The sequence below is a fragment of the Arthrobacter sp. 10T413_2 genome (genome assembly GCF_056394205.1).
On record NZ_JBFTHK010000082.1, the window covers coordinates 1 to 18952 of the forward strand.

General features: G+C 66.5%; 17 protein-coding genes. 8 read left to right on the plus strand and 9 right to left on the minus strand.

Translation table 11 applies throughout. The features are described 5' to 3' along the window. Positions 1-112: 112 nt before the first annotated feature. Positions 113-973, plus strand: coding sequence for an RluA family pseudouridine synthase (locus AC1DBQ_RS13690; RefSeq protein ID WP_476929040.1), 861 nt, complete (start codon positions 113-115; stop codon positions 971-973). A gap of 54 nt (positions 974-1027) precedes the next feature. Continuing rightward, complete coding sequence (gene dnaE, locus AC1DBQ_RS13695; RefSeq protein ID WP_476929026.1) at positions 1028-4585, plus strand: DNA polymerase III subunit alpha; 3558 nt, start codon at positions 1028-1030, stop codon at positions 4583-4585. A gap of 94 nt (positions 4586-4679) precedes the next feature. Here the strand turns inward: dnaE and AC1DBQ_RS13700 are convergent, their stop codons facing one another. From AC1DBQ_RS13700 to AC1DBQ_RS13715, 4 genes are all read right to left on the minus strand, one after another. Continuing rightward, positions 4680-5522 (minus strand): anti-sigma factor, encoded by an 843-nt coding sequence (locus AC1DBQ_RS13700; RefSeq protein ID WP_476929027.1) that lies wholly within the window; start codon positions 5520-5522, stop codon positions 4680-4682. Further along, a complete protein-coding gene (locus tag AC1DBQ_RS13705; RefSeq protein WP_476929028.1) occupies positions 5509-6081 on the minus strand; it encodes an RNA polymerase sigma factor in 573 nt (190 codons plus the stop codon). Before AC1DBQ_RS13705 ends, AC1DBQ_RS13700 begins: the two co-directional genes overlap by 14 nt. 183 nt (positions 6082-6264) lie before the next feature. Next, positions 6265-6981: a DUF4397 domain-containing protein gene (locus tag AC1DBQ_RS13710; RefSeq protein ID WP_476929029.1), complete on the minus strand. Its 717-nt coding sequence runs from the start codon at positions 6979-6981 to the stop codon at positions 6265-6267. A 126-nt stretch (positions 6982-7107) separates the two neighbouring features. Next, on the minus strand, positions 7108-7566 hold the full coding sequence (locus AC1DBQ_RS13715; protein ID WP_476929041.1) for a flavin reductase family protein: 459 nt from the start codon (positions 7564-7566) through the stop codon (positions 7108-7110). Positions 7567-7763: 197 nt separating this feature from the next. Here AC1DBQ_RS13715 and AC1DBQ_RS13720 point away from each other — a divergent pair, with 197 nt between their 5' ends. From AC1DBQ_RS13720 to nrdR, 3 genes are all read left to right on the plus strand, one after another. Continuing rightward, a complete protein-coding gene (locus AC1DBQ_RS13720; protein WP_476929030.1) occupies positions 7764-8345 on the plus strand; it encodes a hypothetical protein in 582 nt (193 codons plus the stop codon). 121 nt (positions 8346-8466) lie between these two features. Beyond that, positions 8467-9852 carry a histidinol dehydrogenase gene (gene hisD, locus AC1DBQ_RS13725; protein ID WP_476929031.1) on the plus strand — a complete coding sequence of 462 codons (1386 nt, stop codon included), beginning with the start codon at positions 8467-8469 and terminating at the stop codon, positions 9850-9852. Positions 9853-9978: 126 nt separating this feature from the next. Next, positions 9979-10482: a transcriptional regulator NrdR gene (gene nrdR / locus AC1DBQ_RS13730; protein ID WP_456507010.1), complete on the plus strand. Its 504-nt coding sequence runs from the start codon at positions 9979-9981 to the stop codon at positions 10480-10482. Positions 10483-10678: 196 nt separating this feature from the next. Here the strand turns inward: nrdR and ppgK are convergent, their stop codons facing one another. Both ppgK and map read right to left on the minus strand, forming a co-directional pair. Next, a complete protein-coding gene (gene ppgK / locus AC1DBQ_RS13735) occupies positions 10679-11482 on the minus strand; it encodes a polyphosphate--glucose phosphotransferase (RefSeq protein ID WP_476929032.1) in 804 nt (267 codons plus the stop codon). 96 nt (positions 11483-11578) lie between these two features. Beyond that, positions 11579-12457: a type I methionyl aminopeptidase gene (gene map / locus AC1DBQ_RS13740; protein ID WP_476929033.1), complete on the minus strand. Its 879-nt coding sequence runs from the start codon at positions 12455-12457 to the stop codon at positions 11579-11581. A gap of 163 nt (positions 12458-12620) precedes the next feature. On the opposite strand from map, the gene AC1DBQ_RS13745 reads away from it, so the two are divergent. Beyond that, positions 12621-12785 carry an SPOR domain-containing protein gene (locus tag AC1DBQ_RS13745; RefSeq protein WP_476929034.1) on the plus strand — a complete coding sequence of 55 codons (165 nt, stop codon included), beginning with the start codon at positions 12621-12623 and terminating at the stop codon, positions 12783-12785. Positions 12786-12975: 190 nt separating this feature from the next. Beyond that, complete coding sequence (locus AC1DBQ_RS13750) at positions 12976-15009, plus strand: phage holin family protein (RefSeq protein WP_476929035.1); 2034 nt, start codon at positions 12976-12978, stop codon at positions 15007-15009. A 97-nt stretch (positions 15010-15106) separates the two neighbouring features. On the opposite strand, the gene AC1DBQ_RS13755 is transcribed toward AC1DBQ_RS13750, so the two are convergent. The 3 genes from AC1DBQ_RS13755 to panB all read right to left on the minus strand — a co-directional run bounded on the left by AC1DBQ_RS13755 (position 15107) and on the right by panB (position 17405). Next, positions 15107-15865 (minus strand): MBL fold metallo-hydrolase, encoded by a 759-nt coding sequence (locus AC1DBQ_RS13755; RefSeq protein ID WP_476929036.1) that lies wholly within the window; start codon positions 15863-15865, stop codon positions 15107-15109. Positions 15866-15918: 53 nt separating this feature from the next. Next, positions 15919-16308 carry an SHOCT domain-containing protein gene (locus AC1DBQ_RS13760; protein WP_476929037.1) on the minus strand — a complete coding sequence of 130 codons (390 nt, stop codon included), beginning with the start codon at positions 16306-16308 and terminating at the stop codon, positions 15919-15921. Positions 16309-16478: 170 nt separating this feature from the next. Continuing rightward, positions 16479-17405: a 3-methyl-2-oxobutanoate hydroxymethyltransferase gene (gene panB / locus AC1DBQ_RS13765; RefSeq protein WP_476929038.1), complete on the minus strand. Its 927-nt coding sequence runs from the start codon at positions 17403-17405 to the stop codon at positions 16479-16481. Positions 17406-17668: 263 nt separating this feature from the next. Between panB and glnA the strand changes: the two genes are divergently transcribed. After that, positions 17669-18952, plus strand: a 1284-nt coding sequence (gene glnA, locus AC1DBQ_RS13770; protein WP_476929039.1) for a type I glutamate--ammonia ligase, incomplete at its 3' end; no start/stop codon positions are given.

Below are 18952 nucleotides of genomic sequence, written 5' to 3' on the forward strand. Positions count from 1 at the left end.
GTCCAACCCCGAGGACCCGGCCGGGGAGTCTGGTTCTGCGCCTGCAGGGCACCGGCAATTCACCGTCCCGGAGGACCTCGCAGGCGCCCGGGTGGACGCCGGCTTGTCCAAAATGCTGGACATCTCCCGCTCCCAGGCTGCTGTCCTCATCGCCGAAGGCAATGTCAGCAGCAACGCCAAGAGGGTCGGCAAATCCCTCAAGCTCACCGCCGGCACCGTGCTCKACGTCGTGGTGCCGGACCGCCGGGACCCCCTGGAAATCGTGGAGGAAGTAGTGGACGGCCTAAAGATCCTGCTGGACGATGACGAGTTCGTTGTCATCGACAAACCGGTCGGCGTGGCGGCCCACCCCTCGCCCGGTTGGGTAGKTCCCACKGTGGTGGGAGGCCTCGCCGGACTCGGCTACCGKATTTCGACGTCGGGCGCCCCCGAACGCGCCGGGATCGTSCACCGKCTSGACGTCGGSACCWSCGGCGTSATGGTGGTGGCCAAGACCGAAMACGCGTACACCGTCCTTAAACGGGCCTTCAAGGAACGAACCGTGGACAAGGTGTACCACGCCGTCGTCCAGGGCCTGCCGGACCCGCTGGCAGGCACCATTGACGCCCCCATCGGCCGCCACCCGGGCCACGACTGGCGGTTCGCCGTGATMGAGGACGGCCGTGACTCCGTCACCCACTACGAGGTCCTGGAAGCCTTCGGGAAGGCTTCGCTCGTGGAGGTGCACCTCGAAACGGGCCGCACCCACCAGATCCGCGTGCACTTCTCCGCGCTGCGCCACCCCTGTGCCGGTGACCTCACCTACGGCGCGGACCCGCGGCTGGCCGCCACCCTGGGACTGACCCGGCAATGGCTGCACGCCCGGTCACTGTCCTTCGATCACCCGCGGACGGGGGAGCGGGTCACAGTGACCAGCGAGTACCCGCAGGATCTGAAGTATGCCCTCGAGGTCCTGGAGTCCGGGCAGGCCTGAGCCCCGACGCCGTGGCTGCACGCCGCCGCCGCGGCACGGCACTAGAATGGTGCGGTGACTTCCAGCAACGACTCGTTTGTCCATCTCCACAACCACACCGAGTACTCGATGCTGGACGGCGCCGCCCGGCTCGGTGAACTGTTCGACGAAACCGAGCGGCTCGGCATGCCGGCCCTGGCCACGACGGACCACGGCTACCTGTTCGGCGCCTTCGACTTCTGGAAGCGGGCAACGGACAAGGGCATCAGGCCCATTATCGGCGTCGAGGCCTATGTGACTCCCGGGACCGCCCGCACGGACAAGAGCCGCGTGCGGTGGGGCGAGGAGCACCAGCGCAAGGACGACATTTCCGGCGGCGGCTCGTACACACACATGACCCTGCTCAGCTACAACAATGTGGGCATGCGGAACCTCTTCCGGGCCTCCTCGATCGCTTCCCTGGACTCGGTTTTCGGCAAGTGGCCGCGGCTGGACCGGGAACTGCTGAACACGTACTCCGAAGGCCTGATCGCAACCACCGGCTGCCCGTCCGGCGAAGTCCAGACGAGGCTCCGGCTGGGGCAGTACCGGGAGGCCGTGGAGGCCGCGGCCGAGTTCCGCGACATCTTCGGCGCTGAGAACTACTTCTGCGAGCTCATGGACCACGGCCTGGACATCGAGCGGCGGGTCACTGGCGATCTGCTGCGCCTGGCCAAGGAACTGAACCTGCCGCTCGTGGCCACGAACGACCTCCACTACACGCACGAGCACGACGCGAAGGCGCACGAGGCCCTCCTGGCCATCCAGTCCGGTTCCACGCTCCTGGAGCCGACCTACGAYAACGGTGGCTCCCGCTTTGCCTTCTCCGGCAGCGGCTACTACCTGAAGTCCCCGCAGGAAATGCGGGAGCTGTTCCGCGACCATCCCGAGGCGTGCGACAACACGCTCCTGATCGCCGAGCGCTGCGAGKTGTCGTTCAACACCGGCGCCAACTACATGCCACGCTTCCCCTGCCCCGAGGGCGAGGACGAAACGTCCTGGCTGGTCAAGGAAGTCGACAAGGGACTGCAGTACCGCTATCCCCAGGKCATCCCKGACAAGGTCCGCAAGCAGGCMGACTATGAGCTGGAAGTCATCACMTCGATGGGCTTCCCGGGCTACTTCCTCGTGGTGGCCGACTTCATCAACTGGGCCAAGAACAACGGCATCCGGGTGGGTCCGGGACGTGGCTCCGGCGCAGGCTCCATGGTGGCGTATGCCATGCGCATCACCGACCTCGATCCGCTGCACCATGGCCTGATCTTCGAACGCTTCCTCAACCCGGACCGCGTTTCCATGCCTGACTTCGACGTCGACTTCGATGACCGGCGCCGTTCCGAAGTGATCGACTACGTCACGCGGAAATACGGCKACGAACGCGTGGCGATGATCGTCACCTACGGCACCATCAAGACCAAGCAGGCCCTCAAGGACTCCTCGCGCGTGCTGGGCTACCCGTTCAGCATGGGCGAGCAGCTGACCAAGGCGCTGCCGCCGGCCGTGATGGCCAAGGACATTCCGCTGGCCGACATTCAGAACCCCGAGGMCAAGCGCTACAGCGAAGCCGGCGACTTCCGCCAGCTGATCAGCACCGACCCCGAAGCCGCCAAGGTTTTCGAGACGGCACTGGGCATTGAGGGGCTGAAGCGGCAATGGGGCGTGCACGCCGCCGGCGTCATCATGTCCTCGGACCCCATCATCGACGTGATTCCGATCATGCGCCGCTTCCAGGACGGCCAGGTCATCACCCAGTTCGACTATCCGACGTCTGAAGGCCTCGGCCTGATCAAGATGGACTTCCTGGGCCTGCGGAACCTGACGATCATTTCCGACGCCCTGGAAAACATCAAGATGAACCGGGGAATCGATCTCGACCTCGAAACCCTGGCGCTGGATGACACGGCGTCCTACGAGCTGCTGGCCCGGGGCGACACTCTGGGTGTCTTCCAGCTCGACGGCGGCMCCATGCGGTCCCTGCTCAAGCTGATGAAGCCTGACAACTTCGAAGACATCTCCGCGGTGCTGGCCCTCTACCGGCCCGGACCCATGGGCGCCAACGCGCACACCGACTACGCGCTGCGCAAGAACAAGATCCAGGAAGTCATCCCGATCCACCCGGAACTCGAGGAACCGCTCTCCGAAATCCTCGGCGGCACGTACGGCCTGATCGTGTACCAGGAGCAGGTCATGGCCGTGGCGCAGAAGCTCGCCGGCTACACCCTCGGCCAAGCCGACATCCTGCGCCGCGCCATGGGCAAGAAGAAGAAATCCGAGCTGGACAAGCAGTTCGCCGGCTTCTCCCAGGGCATGCAGGACAACGGCTACTCYATGGCCGCGGTCAAGACCCTCTGGGACATCCTGCTGCCGTTCTCCGACTACGCCTTCAACAAGGCACACTCGGCCGCCTACGGCGTCATTTCCTACTGGACTGCGTACCTGAAGGCGCACTACGCGCCGGAGTACATGGCCGCCCTGCTCACGTCCGTGGGCGACGACAAGGACAAGTCGGCGATCTACCTCAACGAATGCCGCCGCATGGGCATCACCGTGCTGCCGCCGGATGTCAACGAGTCGGCCCTCAACTTCACCCCGGTCGGCAACGACATCCGCTTCGGTATGGGCGCCATCCGCAACGTCGGCGTGAACGCCGTCGAGGCCATGGTGGCGGCGCGCGAGAAAGAAGGCGCGTACTCCTCGTTTAAGGATTACCTCATGAAGGTCCCGGCGGTGGTATGCAACAAGCGCACCATCGAGTCGCTGATCAAGGCCGGCGCATTCGACTCGCTGGGCCACCATCGCCGCGCCCTGGCCATGATCCACGAAGAAGCGATCGACTCCGTCATCACCCTCAAGCGCAACGAGGCGATCGGCCAGTTCGACCTCTTCGCCGGCTTTGAGGACCAGGAGCCCGAGGCCTCCCTCAGCACGGAAATCCCTGATCTTCCCGAATGGGAGAAAAAGGACAAACTGGCCTTTGAGCGGGACATGCTTGGTCTGTATGTCTCCGACCACCCGCTGCAGGGGCTCGAAGGCCTCCTGAGCCAGCACGCTGACCGGTCCATCACGTCGATCATCGCCGAAGACGGCCCGCAGGACGGCGCGATCGTGACCATCGCCGGCATGATCACCTCGCTGAGCCGCCGGATCGCCAAGGCCAGCGGCAACGCCTACGCCCGCGCCGAAATTGAGGACMTCGCCGGTTCCATGGAGGTCATGTTCTTCGGCCAGGTCTACGGCCCCATTGCCTCGGTGCTGGCGGAGGACCTGATCGTGGTGGTCAAGGGCCGCCTGCAACGGCGCGACGACGGTGCCGTCACCTTGAACTGCATGGAACTCTCCGTGCCGGACCTCAGCGACAGCCAGAACGGACCCGTGGTGATCACCATGGCCACGCACAAGGCCACCGAGGCGGTCGTCACTGAGCTGGGAGACGTACTGCGCACCCACCGCGGAAACTCCGAGGTCCGGCTGCACCTGCAAGGGGACACCCGGGTGGAGGTCATGGGCCTGCCGGTACACCTGCGCGTGAACCCAAGTCCGTCCCTGTTCGGCGACCTTAAGGTGCTGCTCGGCCCGACCTKCCTGGATAACTGAAATGCAGGTGCGGGTGGCCACTAGGCAAGACTGAGAGGTCCAGGACACCTTGGGGCCGCTCGCCACCCCAGGGTTCACGCATGGTATCCGAGGATCAGTTTTTCGGGTTGAGGGTTCCCCGGGCGATGCTGTCGGCGGAATGGGCMGGGTTCCCGTTGTACGGCTGGTTGGACACGTCGACGATGGGGTATTGGGCAAGGTCGACKCCGGCGGGGATGGTGAAGGTGCCGGATTCATTGTCGAGGACACCCAGGCTGACCATTCTGGATAGGTCGGCAGAGCCGACCCACACTCCCCGGAATCCGGTGATGTGGTCGTTGGAGAGCCGGATGATCAGGTGCCGGGTTCCATCGGGGAGTTGCTCCACCTGGGCATCGCCGCTCCCCGTGTGCGCGGGCAGTGGAGTCAGGGACGTTTGGGCGACGACTGTCGATGTCGGACCCGACTGGGTGGAGGTKGGCGCAGTGCTGCCGTTGTGTCCGAGAACTCCGGCGGCGGTCCATCCGGCGGCCGTGCCGAGAACGATTCCGGCGGCAATCGCGGTAATCCAGAGACCGGGACGGGCGTGCCTGTCTTTGGCGCTGGGCCGTAGTGGTGTCGGTGCCGACTCTGTGCCGCTGCCGTGGTTCAGGGGAGCTTCCGCCGTGGCTGGCTTCTTCGGTGGGACAGGGGGCCCTGCGCTGGGCTGGGTCAGGGGATCCGTCGCGAGGGTCGGCGAGAGGCCGAGGGCCTGATGGATGGCGGCCCAGTTCTGGCTGCCGGGTTGCTCGAGTTCGATGCCTGCGGTGTCGAGGGTGGCAATGTGCACCGCATGTTGCAGGCCTCGGAGGGTTTCGCTGCACACGGGGCAGCTGGCGAGGTGGTCGGCGTCGGTGTCTGTGCCGAGGGACTCGCCAAGGGCCAGCAGACTGAGAAGTTCGGCGTCAAGGTGTTCCATGTTCCACCTCCAGGCGGGTGCGTAAGCGGGTGAGGCTGCGCCGGATGTGGCTTTTGACGGTCCCGAGCGGCAGGTTAAGACGCGACGAAATCTGGTCGTGAGTMAGATCTTCATAGAACGCCAGCCGCATTATTGTCTGCTGTGGATCCCCTAAGTGCTCCAGTTCTTCGTCCAACGTCAGGCGGTCGGCGACCTCTTCGACGTCCCCAGCATCTGGGCGGGAAACGGGGGCAACCACCAGGAGAATGGCCGCTTGTTCGAGATGGCGCTGGCGGGAGCGGGCGGACAAAGCGTCGGAGATTGCGTTGCGGGCAATCCCAATCAGCCACGCCGGCAGCCGCGCCGCCTCGGGGCGAAAAGTGGTCCGTGATTTCCAGGCCCGAATGAAAACCTCCTGGGTGACGTCGTCGGCAGCGGCACGCTCTCCCAGGGATCTCAGCGCCAGCGTGTAGACCAGCGGACTAAACCGTCGGTACGCCTCCGCGAGGACGCGTTCGTCGCCGCCGGCAAATGCGTGATCGAGATGGGCGTCCCAATCATGCGATGCGGCAGCCTCCATCAGGTGCTCCTTTGAGCGGCAATGGGCCTTGTTGAACCACATTATGCCGCTCCCGCGGGGGACTCCGCCATGGTCGAACGGGGTCAGCTCTCCGGGATGTGACTGTGCGCGTGCCGGTGGGGCCACGGTCGACGTGACCCCACCGGGCGACAGAACAGGACGTCTGCTGGAGCTCCGGATGGCTTACTCGTGGTGGCCTTTGTGTCCGCGCGATGAGGAGTCCACTACCTGTACGGCGACCCCAAGGTTGTTGTCCGCGAGGCTTCCCCAGGCGTAGACGATGGTATTTTTTCCCTCGGTGACCTTGACGTCGGCGGGGCCGATCAGCGGGTCAGTGGTACCCTCTGCTGCGACCGACGCGGAGACGTTTCCGGCCTTGAGGGTGAGGGTCTMTTGATGGCGGTTGGTAAGTCCCTCAATGACCGCGGTCCCACCGGCCAGGACATCGACGGCGGGGGCCGCAGCGACGTGCCGGACGGTCAGCTTGCCCTTTCCATCCGGGCTGGTGGAGGTGTCATTGGTGAAAAGGGTGGCCGTGGGGGTCCCGTCAGCGGCCAGATGTGCGACCGCTGTGTAGTCCCGTCCTGCTTCGAGGTCCACTGTGACCGGGCCTATCACGGGGTTGTCGGCGCTGGTAGCGTCGCCACCGGTGATCGCAATCTTGTGGTCTCCGTCGGGGACGTTCAACGGCCCGGCCAATGTGCCCGGTGTGAAGTTATCCAGGGTGAGCTTGCCGTCGACCCAGACGTCCACGGTAAGGCCCGGAACGCCGTGGAGGACGGACAGTTTTGCTGTTCCATCGTCGCGGTGGTGCCAGGTCGCGGCCTGGGCCGGGGCGGCGAGGGCCAGTGCTGCCAGCAGCGTCATTGCTCCGGTGGCTGCAGAAAGTGTCTTGCGCATTTCCAACTCCTCATCGAGGCCCACATGGGGCGGTGGTTGTGCTTACACCCTTACTACCGGCCAAAGGCCGTATCCGGATGCACCACCAGGGAAGTTTTAATGTGCCGTGGCCCGTCGCGGCCTCTGTCAGATCTCGTAGTCGAGCGGAACCGGCTGGCTGTAGGCCCCGGAGTGGTAAAGCAGGGGAGCGCCGTCTTCGCCGACCTGGCCCTCCACCACCTCGACCACCACGACGGCGTTGTTCTCGAACGAGAGCCGCATCTGGACTTTCCCGATCAGCCAGCCGGTGACGCCCTTGAGCACGGGGACCTCGTGGGGCCCTAGCTCCCAGTGGTCGCCGTCGAACCGGTTGCCGGCCCGGGCGAAGCGRTCGGCGAGCTCCTGGTTCTCCAGCCCGAGCATGTGGACCCCGATGTAGCTCGTGTTCGCCACGGCGGGCCATGAACTTGAGGTCCTGGCCATGTTGAACGTGAAGCGCGGCGGCTTGGCGGACAGTGAAGCCACGGAGGTCGCGGTGAATCCGAAGGGGACGCCGTTGTAGTTGGCGGTGATAATCGCCACGCCGGCCGCGTGCCGGCGGAACATTTCCTTGAATGTCCCCTCGAAGATTCCGTCATCTGTGGCCACTGCGATCCAACTCCCTGCTGCACGTATATGTCATGGTTCCTACTGCCAGCGTATTCCGCCTGCGATCGAGTGGGACATTTGATTACCCCCGCCGTCATGTGCTGCCACGCGCCGTCATGTGCCGGGCCGGGGGAATCCTTGTTACCGTTTGTTGCATGACACAGCCCGCAGTAGACGGCCCCGTTCAGCACACCGGGGAGCCCGCGCACCCGGACCGGCCCGTGCCCTTGCCCCCCGAGATGAAACCTTCGCAGCAGGCCGGACACGCCGGAACCCCGTGGCGGAAAGCGGCGATCATCGCGGCGGCCGGCATTCCGGTGGGGCTGCTTTGGTGGCTCCTGGCGCCGTCGGGCCTGAACCTGCTGACCCGGAACCCGGACCTCGCCAACGGCACCAACACGGCAACCTGGCTGCCCCGGGACCTCGTGCTGGCAGGGCTGTGCCTGCTCGCMGGCTGCATTGCCGGGTCGTTCGTCGCCGGCTCCAAACATGCACAGCCGGCGCCCGGCACCGTAATCCTGGTGGTCCTGGCCGGCACTGCCGGCTCGCTCCTCGCGTGGGGAACCGGTCTGCTCAGCGCCCAGTGGTGGGGAGCCYCGGCCGATACCTCGGCCAGCGCCAGCGTCGCCTTCTCCCTGCGCTCCTACGCGGTCCTCGCCATCTGGCCGGCGGCGATCGCCCTGGCCATCTTCCTGAACAGCCTCTTTCCGGGCTCCGGCGGCAAAGCCCGCTCCTAAACCCCACGCCTGGCGCCTGGGGTCCGGCGGCCGCGCGCCCGGCCAGGTTTCAGGCCGGCGGCCACGCGCCGGGCCGCGTCACAGCGTCGGAGTGCCGCGGCCGGGCACGTAAAATGATCGGGTGAGCCTAACTCCTGACAGCCCTGTGACCCCGATTCCCGCCGCCCTCAACTTCCGCACGGTGGACGTGCGCGGCCGGCAACTGTCCCTCGCCGGGCTCCGTGCCGCCGTACCCCGGGCCCAGCCCGGCACCATGGCCGACGCCGAGGACAAGGTCCTGGACATCATCTCCGCCGTCCGCACGCGCGGCTTCGCTGCGCTCCGGGAGCTCGCACGCTCGTTCKACGGCGTCGAGCAGACCCACCCCCGCGTCCCGGCCGAGGCGCTCCGCGCGGCTTTGGAAGGACTGGACCCCGCCGTGCGCGCGGCACTCGAAGAATCCATCCGGCGGGCCCGCAGCTTCGCAGATGCCCAGCGCCCGGCAAACGTCGACGTCGAACTCGGCGAAGGCGCCGTCGTCAGCCAGAACTGGGTGCCGGTGGCGCGCGTGGGGCTCTACGTCCCCGGCGGACTGGCGGTCTACCCGTCCTCGGTGATCATGAACGTCGTCCCGGCCCTGGCAGCCGGCGTGGAATCCATTGCGCTGGCCTCGCCGCCGCAAAAGAACTTCGACGGCCTGCCGCACCCGACGATCCTGGCGGCGGCCTGCCTGCTGGGCATCGAGGAGGTCTACGCAATCGGCGGGGCACAGGCCATCGCCACCTTCGCCTATGGCATCCCCGCCGGGACGTCCGACGCCGGTGACCTTCCCGGGATCGATCCCGTGGACGTCGTGACCGGCCCGGGCAACATCTTCGTGGCCACCGCCAAGCGGCTGGTCAAGGGGGTCGTGGGGATCGATTCCGAGGCCGGCACCACGGAGATCGCGATCCTCGCCKACTCCACCGCCCGTCCGGCCCTCGTGGCGGCGGATCTCATCAGCCAGGCCGAACACGACCCCAAGGCGGCTTCGGTTCTGTTCACCGACTCCGAGGCCCTAGCGGCCGAGGTCCGCGTGGAACTCGAACGCCAGGCCGCTGCCACCAAGCACTCCAGCCGCGTCCTTGAGGCCCTCTCCGGCCCGCAGTCCGGCGTCGTCCTGGTGGAGGACCTGGAGCAGGGCATTGCCGCCTGCGACGCGTACGCCGCGKAACACCTTGAAATCATGACCGCGGACGCCGCCCGCGTGGCGGCCCGGATCCGCAGCGCCGGGGCGATCTTCGTGGGGGACTACAGCCCCGTCAGCCTTGGAGACTACTGTGCCGGCTCCAACCACGTGCTGCCGACCAGCGGCACGGCGGCTTTCTCCTCCGGACTGAACGTGACCACCTTCCTGCGGGCCATCCAGGTGATCAACTACTCCYGCTCCGCGCTGGAGCAGGTCAGCGGGCACATCGTCAGCCTCTCCGGCGCGGAAGACCTGCCGGCCCACGGCGAGGCAGTCACGGTTCGCTTCGCCGCCCGGTAAGCAGCGGCCCCGACCACTACATGTAGTAATTACAGGCTTGTTATTCAGCTATATCTAGTCGTAAACTGATCGCGGAGGCACACGGCGCTGTGCTCCGTTCAGGCTCGCGACCGGGGAGGAATCGACATGTATTGCCCGTTCTGCCGTAACCCTGATTCGCGTGTGGTGGACAGCCGGATCGCCGACGACGGCTCCGCCATCCGTCGCCGCCGGCAGTGCCCCGAATGCGGCCGCCGCTTCACCACKGTGGARACCACCAGCCTGACCGTSATCAAACGCTCCGGCGTYGGCGAGCCSTTCAGCCGCAGCAAGGTCATCAACGGCGTCCGCAAAGCCTGTCAGGGGCGTCCGGTCACCGAAGACGACCTCGCCATGCTGGCGCAGGAGGTCGAGGAGGCAATCCGGGGCTCCGGCGCCGCCGAAATCGAAGCCCACGAAGTCGGGCTGGCAATCCTGGAACCGCTGCAGCGCCTCGACGAGGTTGCCTACCTGCGGTTCGCCAGCGTCTACCAGGCCTTCGAATCGCTGGAGGATTTCGAATCCGCGATTTCCCTGCTTCGCCATGAGGCCGAGTCCAAGGGCCGGGACGGCAAGAACCCGAAGAAGAGCCCGCTCCAAGCGCCGTCGTAAATTTGCCGTCGTGAATTCTTGGCCCGGTGTTGGCGTCCACCTCACCAGGTCCTATCACCCACAGACTCCGGTGGTGGCAGCSGAGGGGAAGCCGCAGCCACCACCGGCTCCACCAAAAATGAGCTATCACTACGGGTCGTTCCCAGCGTTCAGAACGACCCGGAGTGATAGCTCATTTTGGCTATCCGGCGATGTGCTACTTGGCCAGCTTGTGCTTCAGCGCAATCTCGATGGCTGCGCCCACGATGCCGGCGTCGTTCTTCAGCTCGGCCGGGACGATCGGGGTGCGCAGCTTCATGTGCGGCAGATACTCGTCGGCACGCTTGGAGATGCCGCCGCCGACGATGAAGAGCTCGGGGGAGAACAGGAACTCCACGTGGGAGAAGTAGCGCTGCAGCAGCACGCTGTACTGTTCCCAGCTGAGGCCGTCGCGCTCACGGGCCACGGCGGAGGCCTTGGTCTCGGCGTCAAAGCCGTCGATCTCCAGGTGACCGAGTTCGGCGTTGGGAACCAGCTTGCCGTCGAAGATGAAGGCCGAACCGATGCCGGTGCCCAGAGTGATCACCAGCACGGTGCCGGCGACCCCTTCGCCGGCGCCGAAGCGGGCCTCGGCGAGGCCGGCGGCGTCGGCGTCGTTGATGACCTCGACGGGGCGCCCGAGACGCGCCGTGAGCATGGCGTCGATGTCKGCCTCCAGCCACGACTTGTCCACATTCGCGGCCGAGTGCACCACACCGTGCTGGATGATGCCCGGGAAGGTGACGCCCACGGGGCTGCTGGCGTCGGGCGCGTCGGGACGGGCGGTGAGCTCCGCGACKACCTGCGCGACGACTTMGGCCACGGACTCGGGGGTGGAGGGCTGCGGCGTGGGGARGCGCACGCGGTCGCCGATCAATTTGCCCTTCTTCAGGTCCACGATCCMGCCCTTGATAMCGGTCCCGCCGATGTCAATGCCGATCAGGGGGGMGTTCTTCTTCGACTTCTCGTCCTTCTTGGCCAATATCATTCCGTTCGTGGCAGGGGCGGGCTAGGGGGACCGGCCAGGGCCGGCGGGTGAAGATGTGGATCTTCCGGGGGAACGCCGTGTGGAGCAGGGTCAGGGCAATGTGAGKATCTCGGCGCCGGACTCCGTGACGAGCAGGGTGTGCTCGAACTGTGCGGTGCGTTTGTGGTCGCGGGTCACAACGGTCCAGTCGTCGGCCCACATGTCCCAGTCAACAGTGCCCAGGGTCAGCATCGGCTCGATCGTGAACACCATACCCGTTTCCATGACGGTGTTGTATGCCGGGGCGGCATCGTAGTGCGGAATGATCAGCCCCGTGTGGAAAGCCTCGCCGACGCCGTGTCCGGTGAAGTCGCGGACCACGCCGTAGCCGAAGCGTTTTGCGTAGGACTCGATGGTCCGGCCGATCACGTTGATTTCGCGTCCCGGGGCTACAGCCCGGATAGCGCGGTTCAGCGATTCCTGGGTGCGCTCGACGAGGAGGCGGGATTCCTCGTCGACATCGCCGACCACGAAAGTGTAGTTGGTGTCGCCGTGCACACCGCCGATGAACGCCGTGATGTCGATATTCAGGATGTCGCCGTCCTGGACCACCGTGCTGTCGGGGATCCCGTGGCAGATGACCTCATTGAGCGAGGAGCATAGTGACTTCGGAAAGCCCCGGTAGCCGAGGGTGGAGGGATACGCCTTGTGGTCCAGGAGGAACTCGTGCCCCACCCGGTCCAGCTGGTCGGTGGTGACGCCGGGGGCAATGTGCTTGCCGACCTCCACGATGGCCTGTGCCGCAATCTTGGCGGCGACCCGGATCTTCTCGATGGTCTCCGGCGACTTGACCTCGGATCCCGTGAACTTTGCAGGACCCGGCTTGCCCACATACTCCGGACGCGGGATGGACGGCGGTACTGKAAGTTGCGGTCTCACTGTCCCCGGGACAAGCGTGCCGATGGGTGCAGTTGAGGCTAGAGAAGGCATAGATTGATCATATAAGCCTGCGGGCAAAGCCCAGAAAAGAGAGCCCGTAAAACACAGTCGGAAAAATAGAGCCCGGAGAACGAACTGGACGACGCCGGACTATCTTCCGGAGCTTCAGCCGGGACTAGAGCCCGGAGACTCTCCGGGGCACGAAGGAGCACCAATGCCCGAATACTGGTACAACGTCAACACTCACGAGATCGAGGAAGACGCGATGTCCGACTGGAGCCAGCTGATCGGACCGTATAAGACCCGCGAGGAAGCCGAACACGCGCTCGAAAAGGTCAAAGCGMGCAACGAGGCGTGGGACAAGGGCGAGGACGACTAGCCCGTCGCGGCGGGAGCGCGGCAGCCGTGCACTGCCGTCTCCGCTGGCGCCTCGCGTCGCGTCGAGTCGCCGAGAGCCTCCCACGGCAATCGCGGACCGGACGGCGCGGCTGGCGGACTGATCGTTCTCACCGTCATTCTCACCCCGTGAGGGTGAGTGCCGGTCAGGTCCGTCCGGCCATACTGGGACAATGCCGACGCGCGATACCCGCACCCGCGGCGTCCGAATCGCCGACCTGGCGAGGCTGGCCGTCGCCTGGGGCGGTTCGACTGTAGCCTTGATCGTCACCGGCGCGCTGCTGCCGGGGTTCTCTGCAAGCAGTTGGTGGGCCTATGGCGCCGTGGCAGCGGTGGCCGGCATCGTCGGCCTCGTGCTCCGCCCGGCCTTGGTGGAGATCTCCGCCCGGGTGGGCTGGCTGGCGKTTCTGCTTACCGCGCTGGTCGGCCAGGCCCTGATCATGTACGTCGCCATCCGACTGGTTCCCGGCATCGAGTCGACCGCATGGACCGCCCTGGCGGCAACCTGGATCAGCGCGGCGGTGGGCACGATCATCTCGTGGGCCACTACAGCCGGTACCGACGACGGCCTGATCAGCTCGTTGGCCGGCAGGGCACGCCGGCAGGAAACCGTGCCCGATCCGGAGGTTGACGGCATCTTGTTCTTGCAACTCGACGGTGTTCCCTTCCCCGTGCTGCAATGGGCGGTCCAGTCCGGGGCGGTGCCCAATATCCGGCGCTGGCTGGCGACGGGGGATTACCAGCTCCGCGAGTGGACGCCACAGCTGCCGTGCACCACGCCGGCCAGCCAGCTGGGCATTCTGCACGGCACCGTGGACGGGATCCCCGCCTTCCGGTGGTACGACCGTCAGCTTGACCGGGTCCTGGTGGCCAACCGCCCGGCAGACGCCCGGGTGATCGAGGAGAGGCACAGCACCGGCAAGGGCCTGCTCTACGACGACGGCGTCTCCATTTCGAACCTGTTCACCGGGGACGCGCCCCGATCGCTATTGACGATGAGCCGGGTAGGGGTCGGGCGCGGCTCCGCCCAGACCCGCCGGGCGTTCGCCTGGTTTTTCACCTCGCCGAGCGGGTTTATGCGCAGCTTCACACGAACGGTCGGGGAGATTCTCAAGGAGCGTTGGCAGGCCCGACGACAGGTCAAGCGGGACCTTGACCCGCGAGTGCATCGGGACTGGACCTTCGCCCTGCTGCGGGCAGTCACGAACAGTCTGCTGCGTGACCTGAACACGGCGTTGGTGGCAGAGGAGCTGCGGAGAGGCACGAGGAGCATCTACGTCGACTACGTCGACTACGACGAGATCGCCCACCACGCAGGCATGTTCCGGCCCGAATCGCTCGCCGCCCTAGATGGCTTGGACCGCACGCTGGGATCGTTGGCCCAGCTCGCCGGGTCCGCTCCCCGCCGCTACCGACTGATCGTGCTCTCGGACCATGGCCAGTCCCAGGKCACCCCGTTCGCCGACCGGTATGGCCAGACGCTCGGTAATCTGTGTGCGGACCTCATCCACGCCCACGTCCAGAACGTGGATGCTTCGGTCGAAGGGCTGGGGCGCGCGGACTCCATCGCCGGCGACATCTCGGCCGGGGGGATGACCGGGAAGCTCGCCGGCCGTGCCGACGAGGTTCTGACCAAGGCACAGCAGACTTCGGCGCCCGGCGACGCCGCCGAGGAGCCGGTTGTGGTGCTGGGCTCGGGGAATCTGGGCCTGGTCTACGTCCGGGGCGACCGGCGATGGACTCTCGAGGCCCTCGAGAGCCGGTGGCCGGCCCTGGTCCCCGGCCTGGCGGGCCATCCCGGCGTCGGGTTCATTGCCGGCGTCGATGAAGGCGGCCGGGCATGGGCGATCGGTAGTGGCGGGMGCCTCAACCTGGMCAGCGGCGCAGTGCACGGCACCGACCCGCTGGCCCCTTTCGGGCCGCACGCGGCGCGGGTGCTCCGACGGGCGTTGATGCGTCCCGAGGCACCGGATCTCTACGTCAACAGCACGATCAGCCCCGTGACCGACGACGTCGCGGCGTTMGAAGGACTCGTCGGATCCCACGGGGGCCTCGGCGGTTGGCAGGACCGGGCCGTGCTGCTCGGCCCGGCCGATCTCATGGCGACGCTRCCGGAGCGGATAGAAGGTGCCGATGAACTCCATCGGTTGCTGGTGGCGATGCTCGAGTCCTGTGGGCAGCGTGCCACGACGGCGTCCCGCGGTTAAGCGACTGGAATTAAGCACCTGGACTGGKGGACTGGCAGCATGCCGCATCGCTGACGACGCCCCGTTGGGGGTGTGGGCGCAGTTTCGGGTCCCCGGCTCACACGGGCTCCATCCAGGACTCGCCGGGGGCGAGAACCACCGCTGTGCAGTCGGGAGCCTGCTCCGCCACGGCGGCCGCAAACCGGATCCCGGGCTGCTCGAGCCAGTTCCGGGCAAAGTGTGCGATCAACGGAGGGTGCAGCGTTCCCCAGTGCACCGGCACGGCGAATCGCGCGCCGCTCATCGCGACGGCCCGGGCGGCAGTCTCCGGAKACAGGTGTCCCGCCGAGAGCCTCGGCCCCCACCCCCAGACCGGCACCAGGGCGACGTCGATCGGCCCGCCCGCCATGGCGGACATMGCGGCCATCTCCGGATACAGCCCGGTGTCACCGGCTATCCAGACACTGCCGGACGGGCCTCGAACCAGGTGGCCGTTGGCGTCGTTGGGACGATGCGGCATGGGACGGMTGCGGTGCTCGGCGGGGACCTGGCGAATCTCGACACCGGCGCCTACCGGGGTCCAGCCGTCCCCCAGGGGAGCCGTGTCCGGCAGCCTCCGGCGACGCAACCAGGCGACATTCGCCGGGGCGCTCATCAACGTTGCCCCGCGCAGCATGCGGAGGGAGCCCAACTCGGCGTGGTCGTGGTGCAGGTGCGAGACCAGCACCACGTCCGGGTGGCTCCACGACACCGGGTCCGGCCGCGGTGCCAGGCGTCGTAACAACCCGGCATGAGGGCGGAGCAACGGATCCGTCAGGACCCGAACCCCGTCGAGATCCAGAACCACCGAGGAGTGACCCAGCCAGGTGATTCTCACACGGATCGSCCCCCACCCCGGCGTAGTGCGTTGTCAGGCGAGGTCTGGTCGCCTCAGGCCAGAGCCTTAGCCTTCAGGGAGTCAAACTCGGTCTGGTTGATGGCACCGGAATCGAACAGCGCCTTGGCATCTGCGATCTGGGCGGCCGGGGTGGATGTTGTGCCTGCGGCCTGCTTGATGTACTCCTGCTGGGCAGCTTGTTGCTCGGCCATTCGCGCCATCTGCCGCTCCGCCATGCTGCGCCCCCGGGCKATCAGGTAGATGAAGGCGCCGAGCCAGGGCAAGAAGATCATCAAGATCGCCCAGCCGGCCTTGGCCCAGCCACTGAGCGTGTGGTSGCTGAACATGTCAAACAAGCAACGGAAATACACCGTGAGTGCGGCGACCCAGATGAAGAACCAGAAACTCCACACCAAGACGTCCCAGAAGCTAGTGGTGCCCATCGATACTCCTCCCATCGTGTCCGCCACAGCCTGACTCAGCGCTTCCGGCACGACTACGGCCGGAACGGCGGAACATCCACTGAGGTCTGATGCAGACCTCAATGGTCAGCCTGCCCGGAGTGGAGACGCGACGCATCACCTGCGAAGGATGAGGTGTCGGCTGCAGCCGCCTAGAAGGAGTGCTCGGGGCCGGGAAACTGGCCGGAGCGCACGTCGTCGCCGTAGGCCTTGGCGGCGTTGGTGAGCGAGGTCCGGAGGTCGGCGTACTGCTTGACGAATTTCGCCATCTTTCCGCCGCGCAGGCCCGCCATGTCCTGCCAGACCAGGACCTGCCCCGTGGTGGCGTTGCCGGCCCCAATGCCGACGGTGGGCACGTCGACGGCGGCGTCGACGGCGGCCGCTGTCGCGGCGGGGACCATTTCCATGAGCACGCAGAACGCACCGGCGTCGGCCAGCGCGACGGCGTCCTCGATCAGGCGTGCGGCATCATCGCCGCGGCCCTGGACCCGGTAGCCGCCGAGAGCGTGCTCGCTCTGCGGGGTGAAGCCGATGTGGGCCATGACCGGGATGCCCGCCTGGACCATGGCGCGGACGGTGTCGGCGTAGAACTTTCCGCCTTCAATCTTGACGGCATGGGCCAGGCCCTCCTTAAGGAACCGCACGCCGGTGGCGACGGCCTGCTGGGCGGAGACCTCGTAGCTGCCGAAGGGCAGGTCCGCGACCACCAGGGCGCGCCGCGAGGAGCGGGCCACGGCCCGGCACAGCGGCAGGAGCTCGTCCACCGTCACGGGCAGGCTGGTCTCGTTGCCGAAGACGTTGTTGGACGCCGAATCGCCCACCAGCAGGACCTCGATGCCCGCCTGGTCAAAGATCTCCGCGGTGTACTGGTCATAGGCGGTGAGCATGGCGAAATGCTCACCCTTGGCCTTGGCCTGGTGCAGATGGTKGGTGCGGATCCGTGCCACCGGCTTCCGGGAAGCCTCCGGAGCCCCGGCAACGCCGGCCGCGGCGCCTGCCGAAGCCGCCGTCGGTCCGTTGCCGTAAGGGGCGGGAAGTTCGGCGGGCGTGCTGGAATMGGAGTTGTTGCTGGTGGCCATGCCACGAGCGTAATGCGATACCGGGCACCACAGCTACCGGGCAACCGGCCGGCGCCGGTGAATCACGTCACACGGGCCGCCCCCGCGGCTGCGCACTCCCGCCAGGCGGCGCGAAATTCTCCGACTTTGTGTTAACGGTGTGTTACGCGGAGGGCCGGCTTCAGCAATCGGTGCCAATGCTTAGTAAAGTGAACCGTGAGCAGCCGCGGGGCCCATGAAAGGCGGGCCTGGGGCACGGATGGAAGAACCGGAAAGAGGCCAGTATGGACCGCCAGCAAGAGTTTGTCCTGMGGACGATCGAAGAGCGCGATGTGCGGTTTGTGCGTCTGTGGTTTACCGAMGTCGTGGGATCGCTCAAGTCCGTGGCTCTGGCCCCGGCCGAGGTGGAAGGCGCCTTTGAAGAAGGACTCGGCTTTGACGGGTCCTCGATCGAGGGCCTGGCCCGCGTCTTTGAATCGGACATGCTCGCCCAGCCTGATCCGGCCACGTTCCAGATCCTGCCCTGGCGCGGTGAGACGGAGGCGACCTCGCGGATGTTCTGCGACATCCTGACGCCCGACGGCGAGCCCTCCGCCGCGGATCCGCGCAACGTCCTCAAGCGCACCCTCGCCAAGGCCGCGGACATGGGCTTCACCTGCTACACCCACCCCGAAATCGAGTTCTACCTGCTCAAGTCCCAGGAACCGGGCCCCGATGGCTCTCCCGTCCCGGTGGATGAGGGCGGGTACTTCGACCACGTCCCGGGCGGCGTCGCCCAGGACTTCCGCCGGACCGCAGTKACCATGCTCGAATCCGTGGGCATCTCCGTGGAATTCAGCCATCACGAGGCCGGTCCGGGTCAGAACGAGATCGACCTCCGCTACGCKGACGCCCTGCAGACCGCGGACAACATCATGACGTTCCGGACGGTGATCAAGGAAGTMGCGTTGCAGCAGGGCACCTACGCCACCTTCATGCCCAAGCCGTTCACGGCCCACCCGGGCTCTGGCATGCACACGCACTTCTCGCTCTTCGAAGGCGACACCAACGCCTTTTACGAGGCCGGTTCCGAGTTCCAGCTCTCCGAGACCGCGCGCCAGTTCATTGCCGGCATCCTCAAGCACGCGCCCGAATTCACGGCCGTCACCAACCAGTTCGTGAACTCCTACAAGCGGCTGTGGGGCGGGGGAGAGGCGCCGAGCTACCTGAGCTGGGGCCACAACAACCGCTCCGCGCTGGTCCGCGTCCCGCTGTACAAGCCCGGTAAGGGCCAGTCCGCGCGGATCGAATACCGCGGCATCGACTCCGCCGCCAACCCCTACCTGGCCTACGCCGTGCTCCTCGGCGCCGGCCTCAAGGGCATCGAAGAGGGCTACCAGCTCCCCGCCGCGGCGGAGGACGACATCTGGTCGCTGAGCTCGGCCGAGCGCCGCGCCATGGGACACGATCCGCTCCCGGCGAGCCTGCACGACGCCATCCGGACCATGGAAGACTCCGAACTCATGCCGCAGATCCTCKGCGAGCAGGTGTTCGAACACTTCCTGCGCAACAAGCGTGCGGAATGGCAG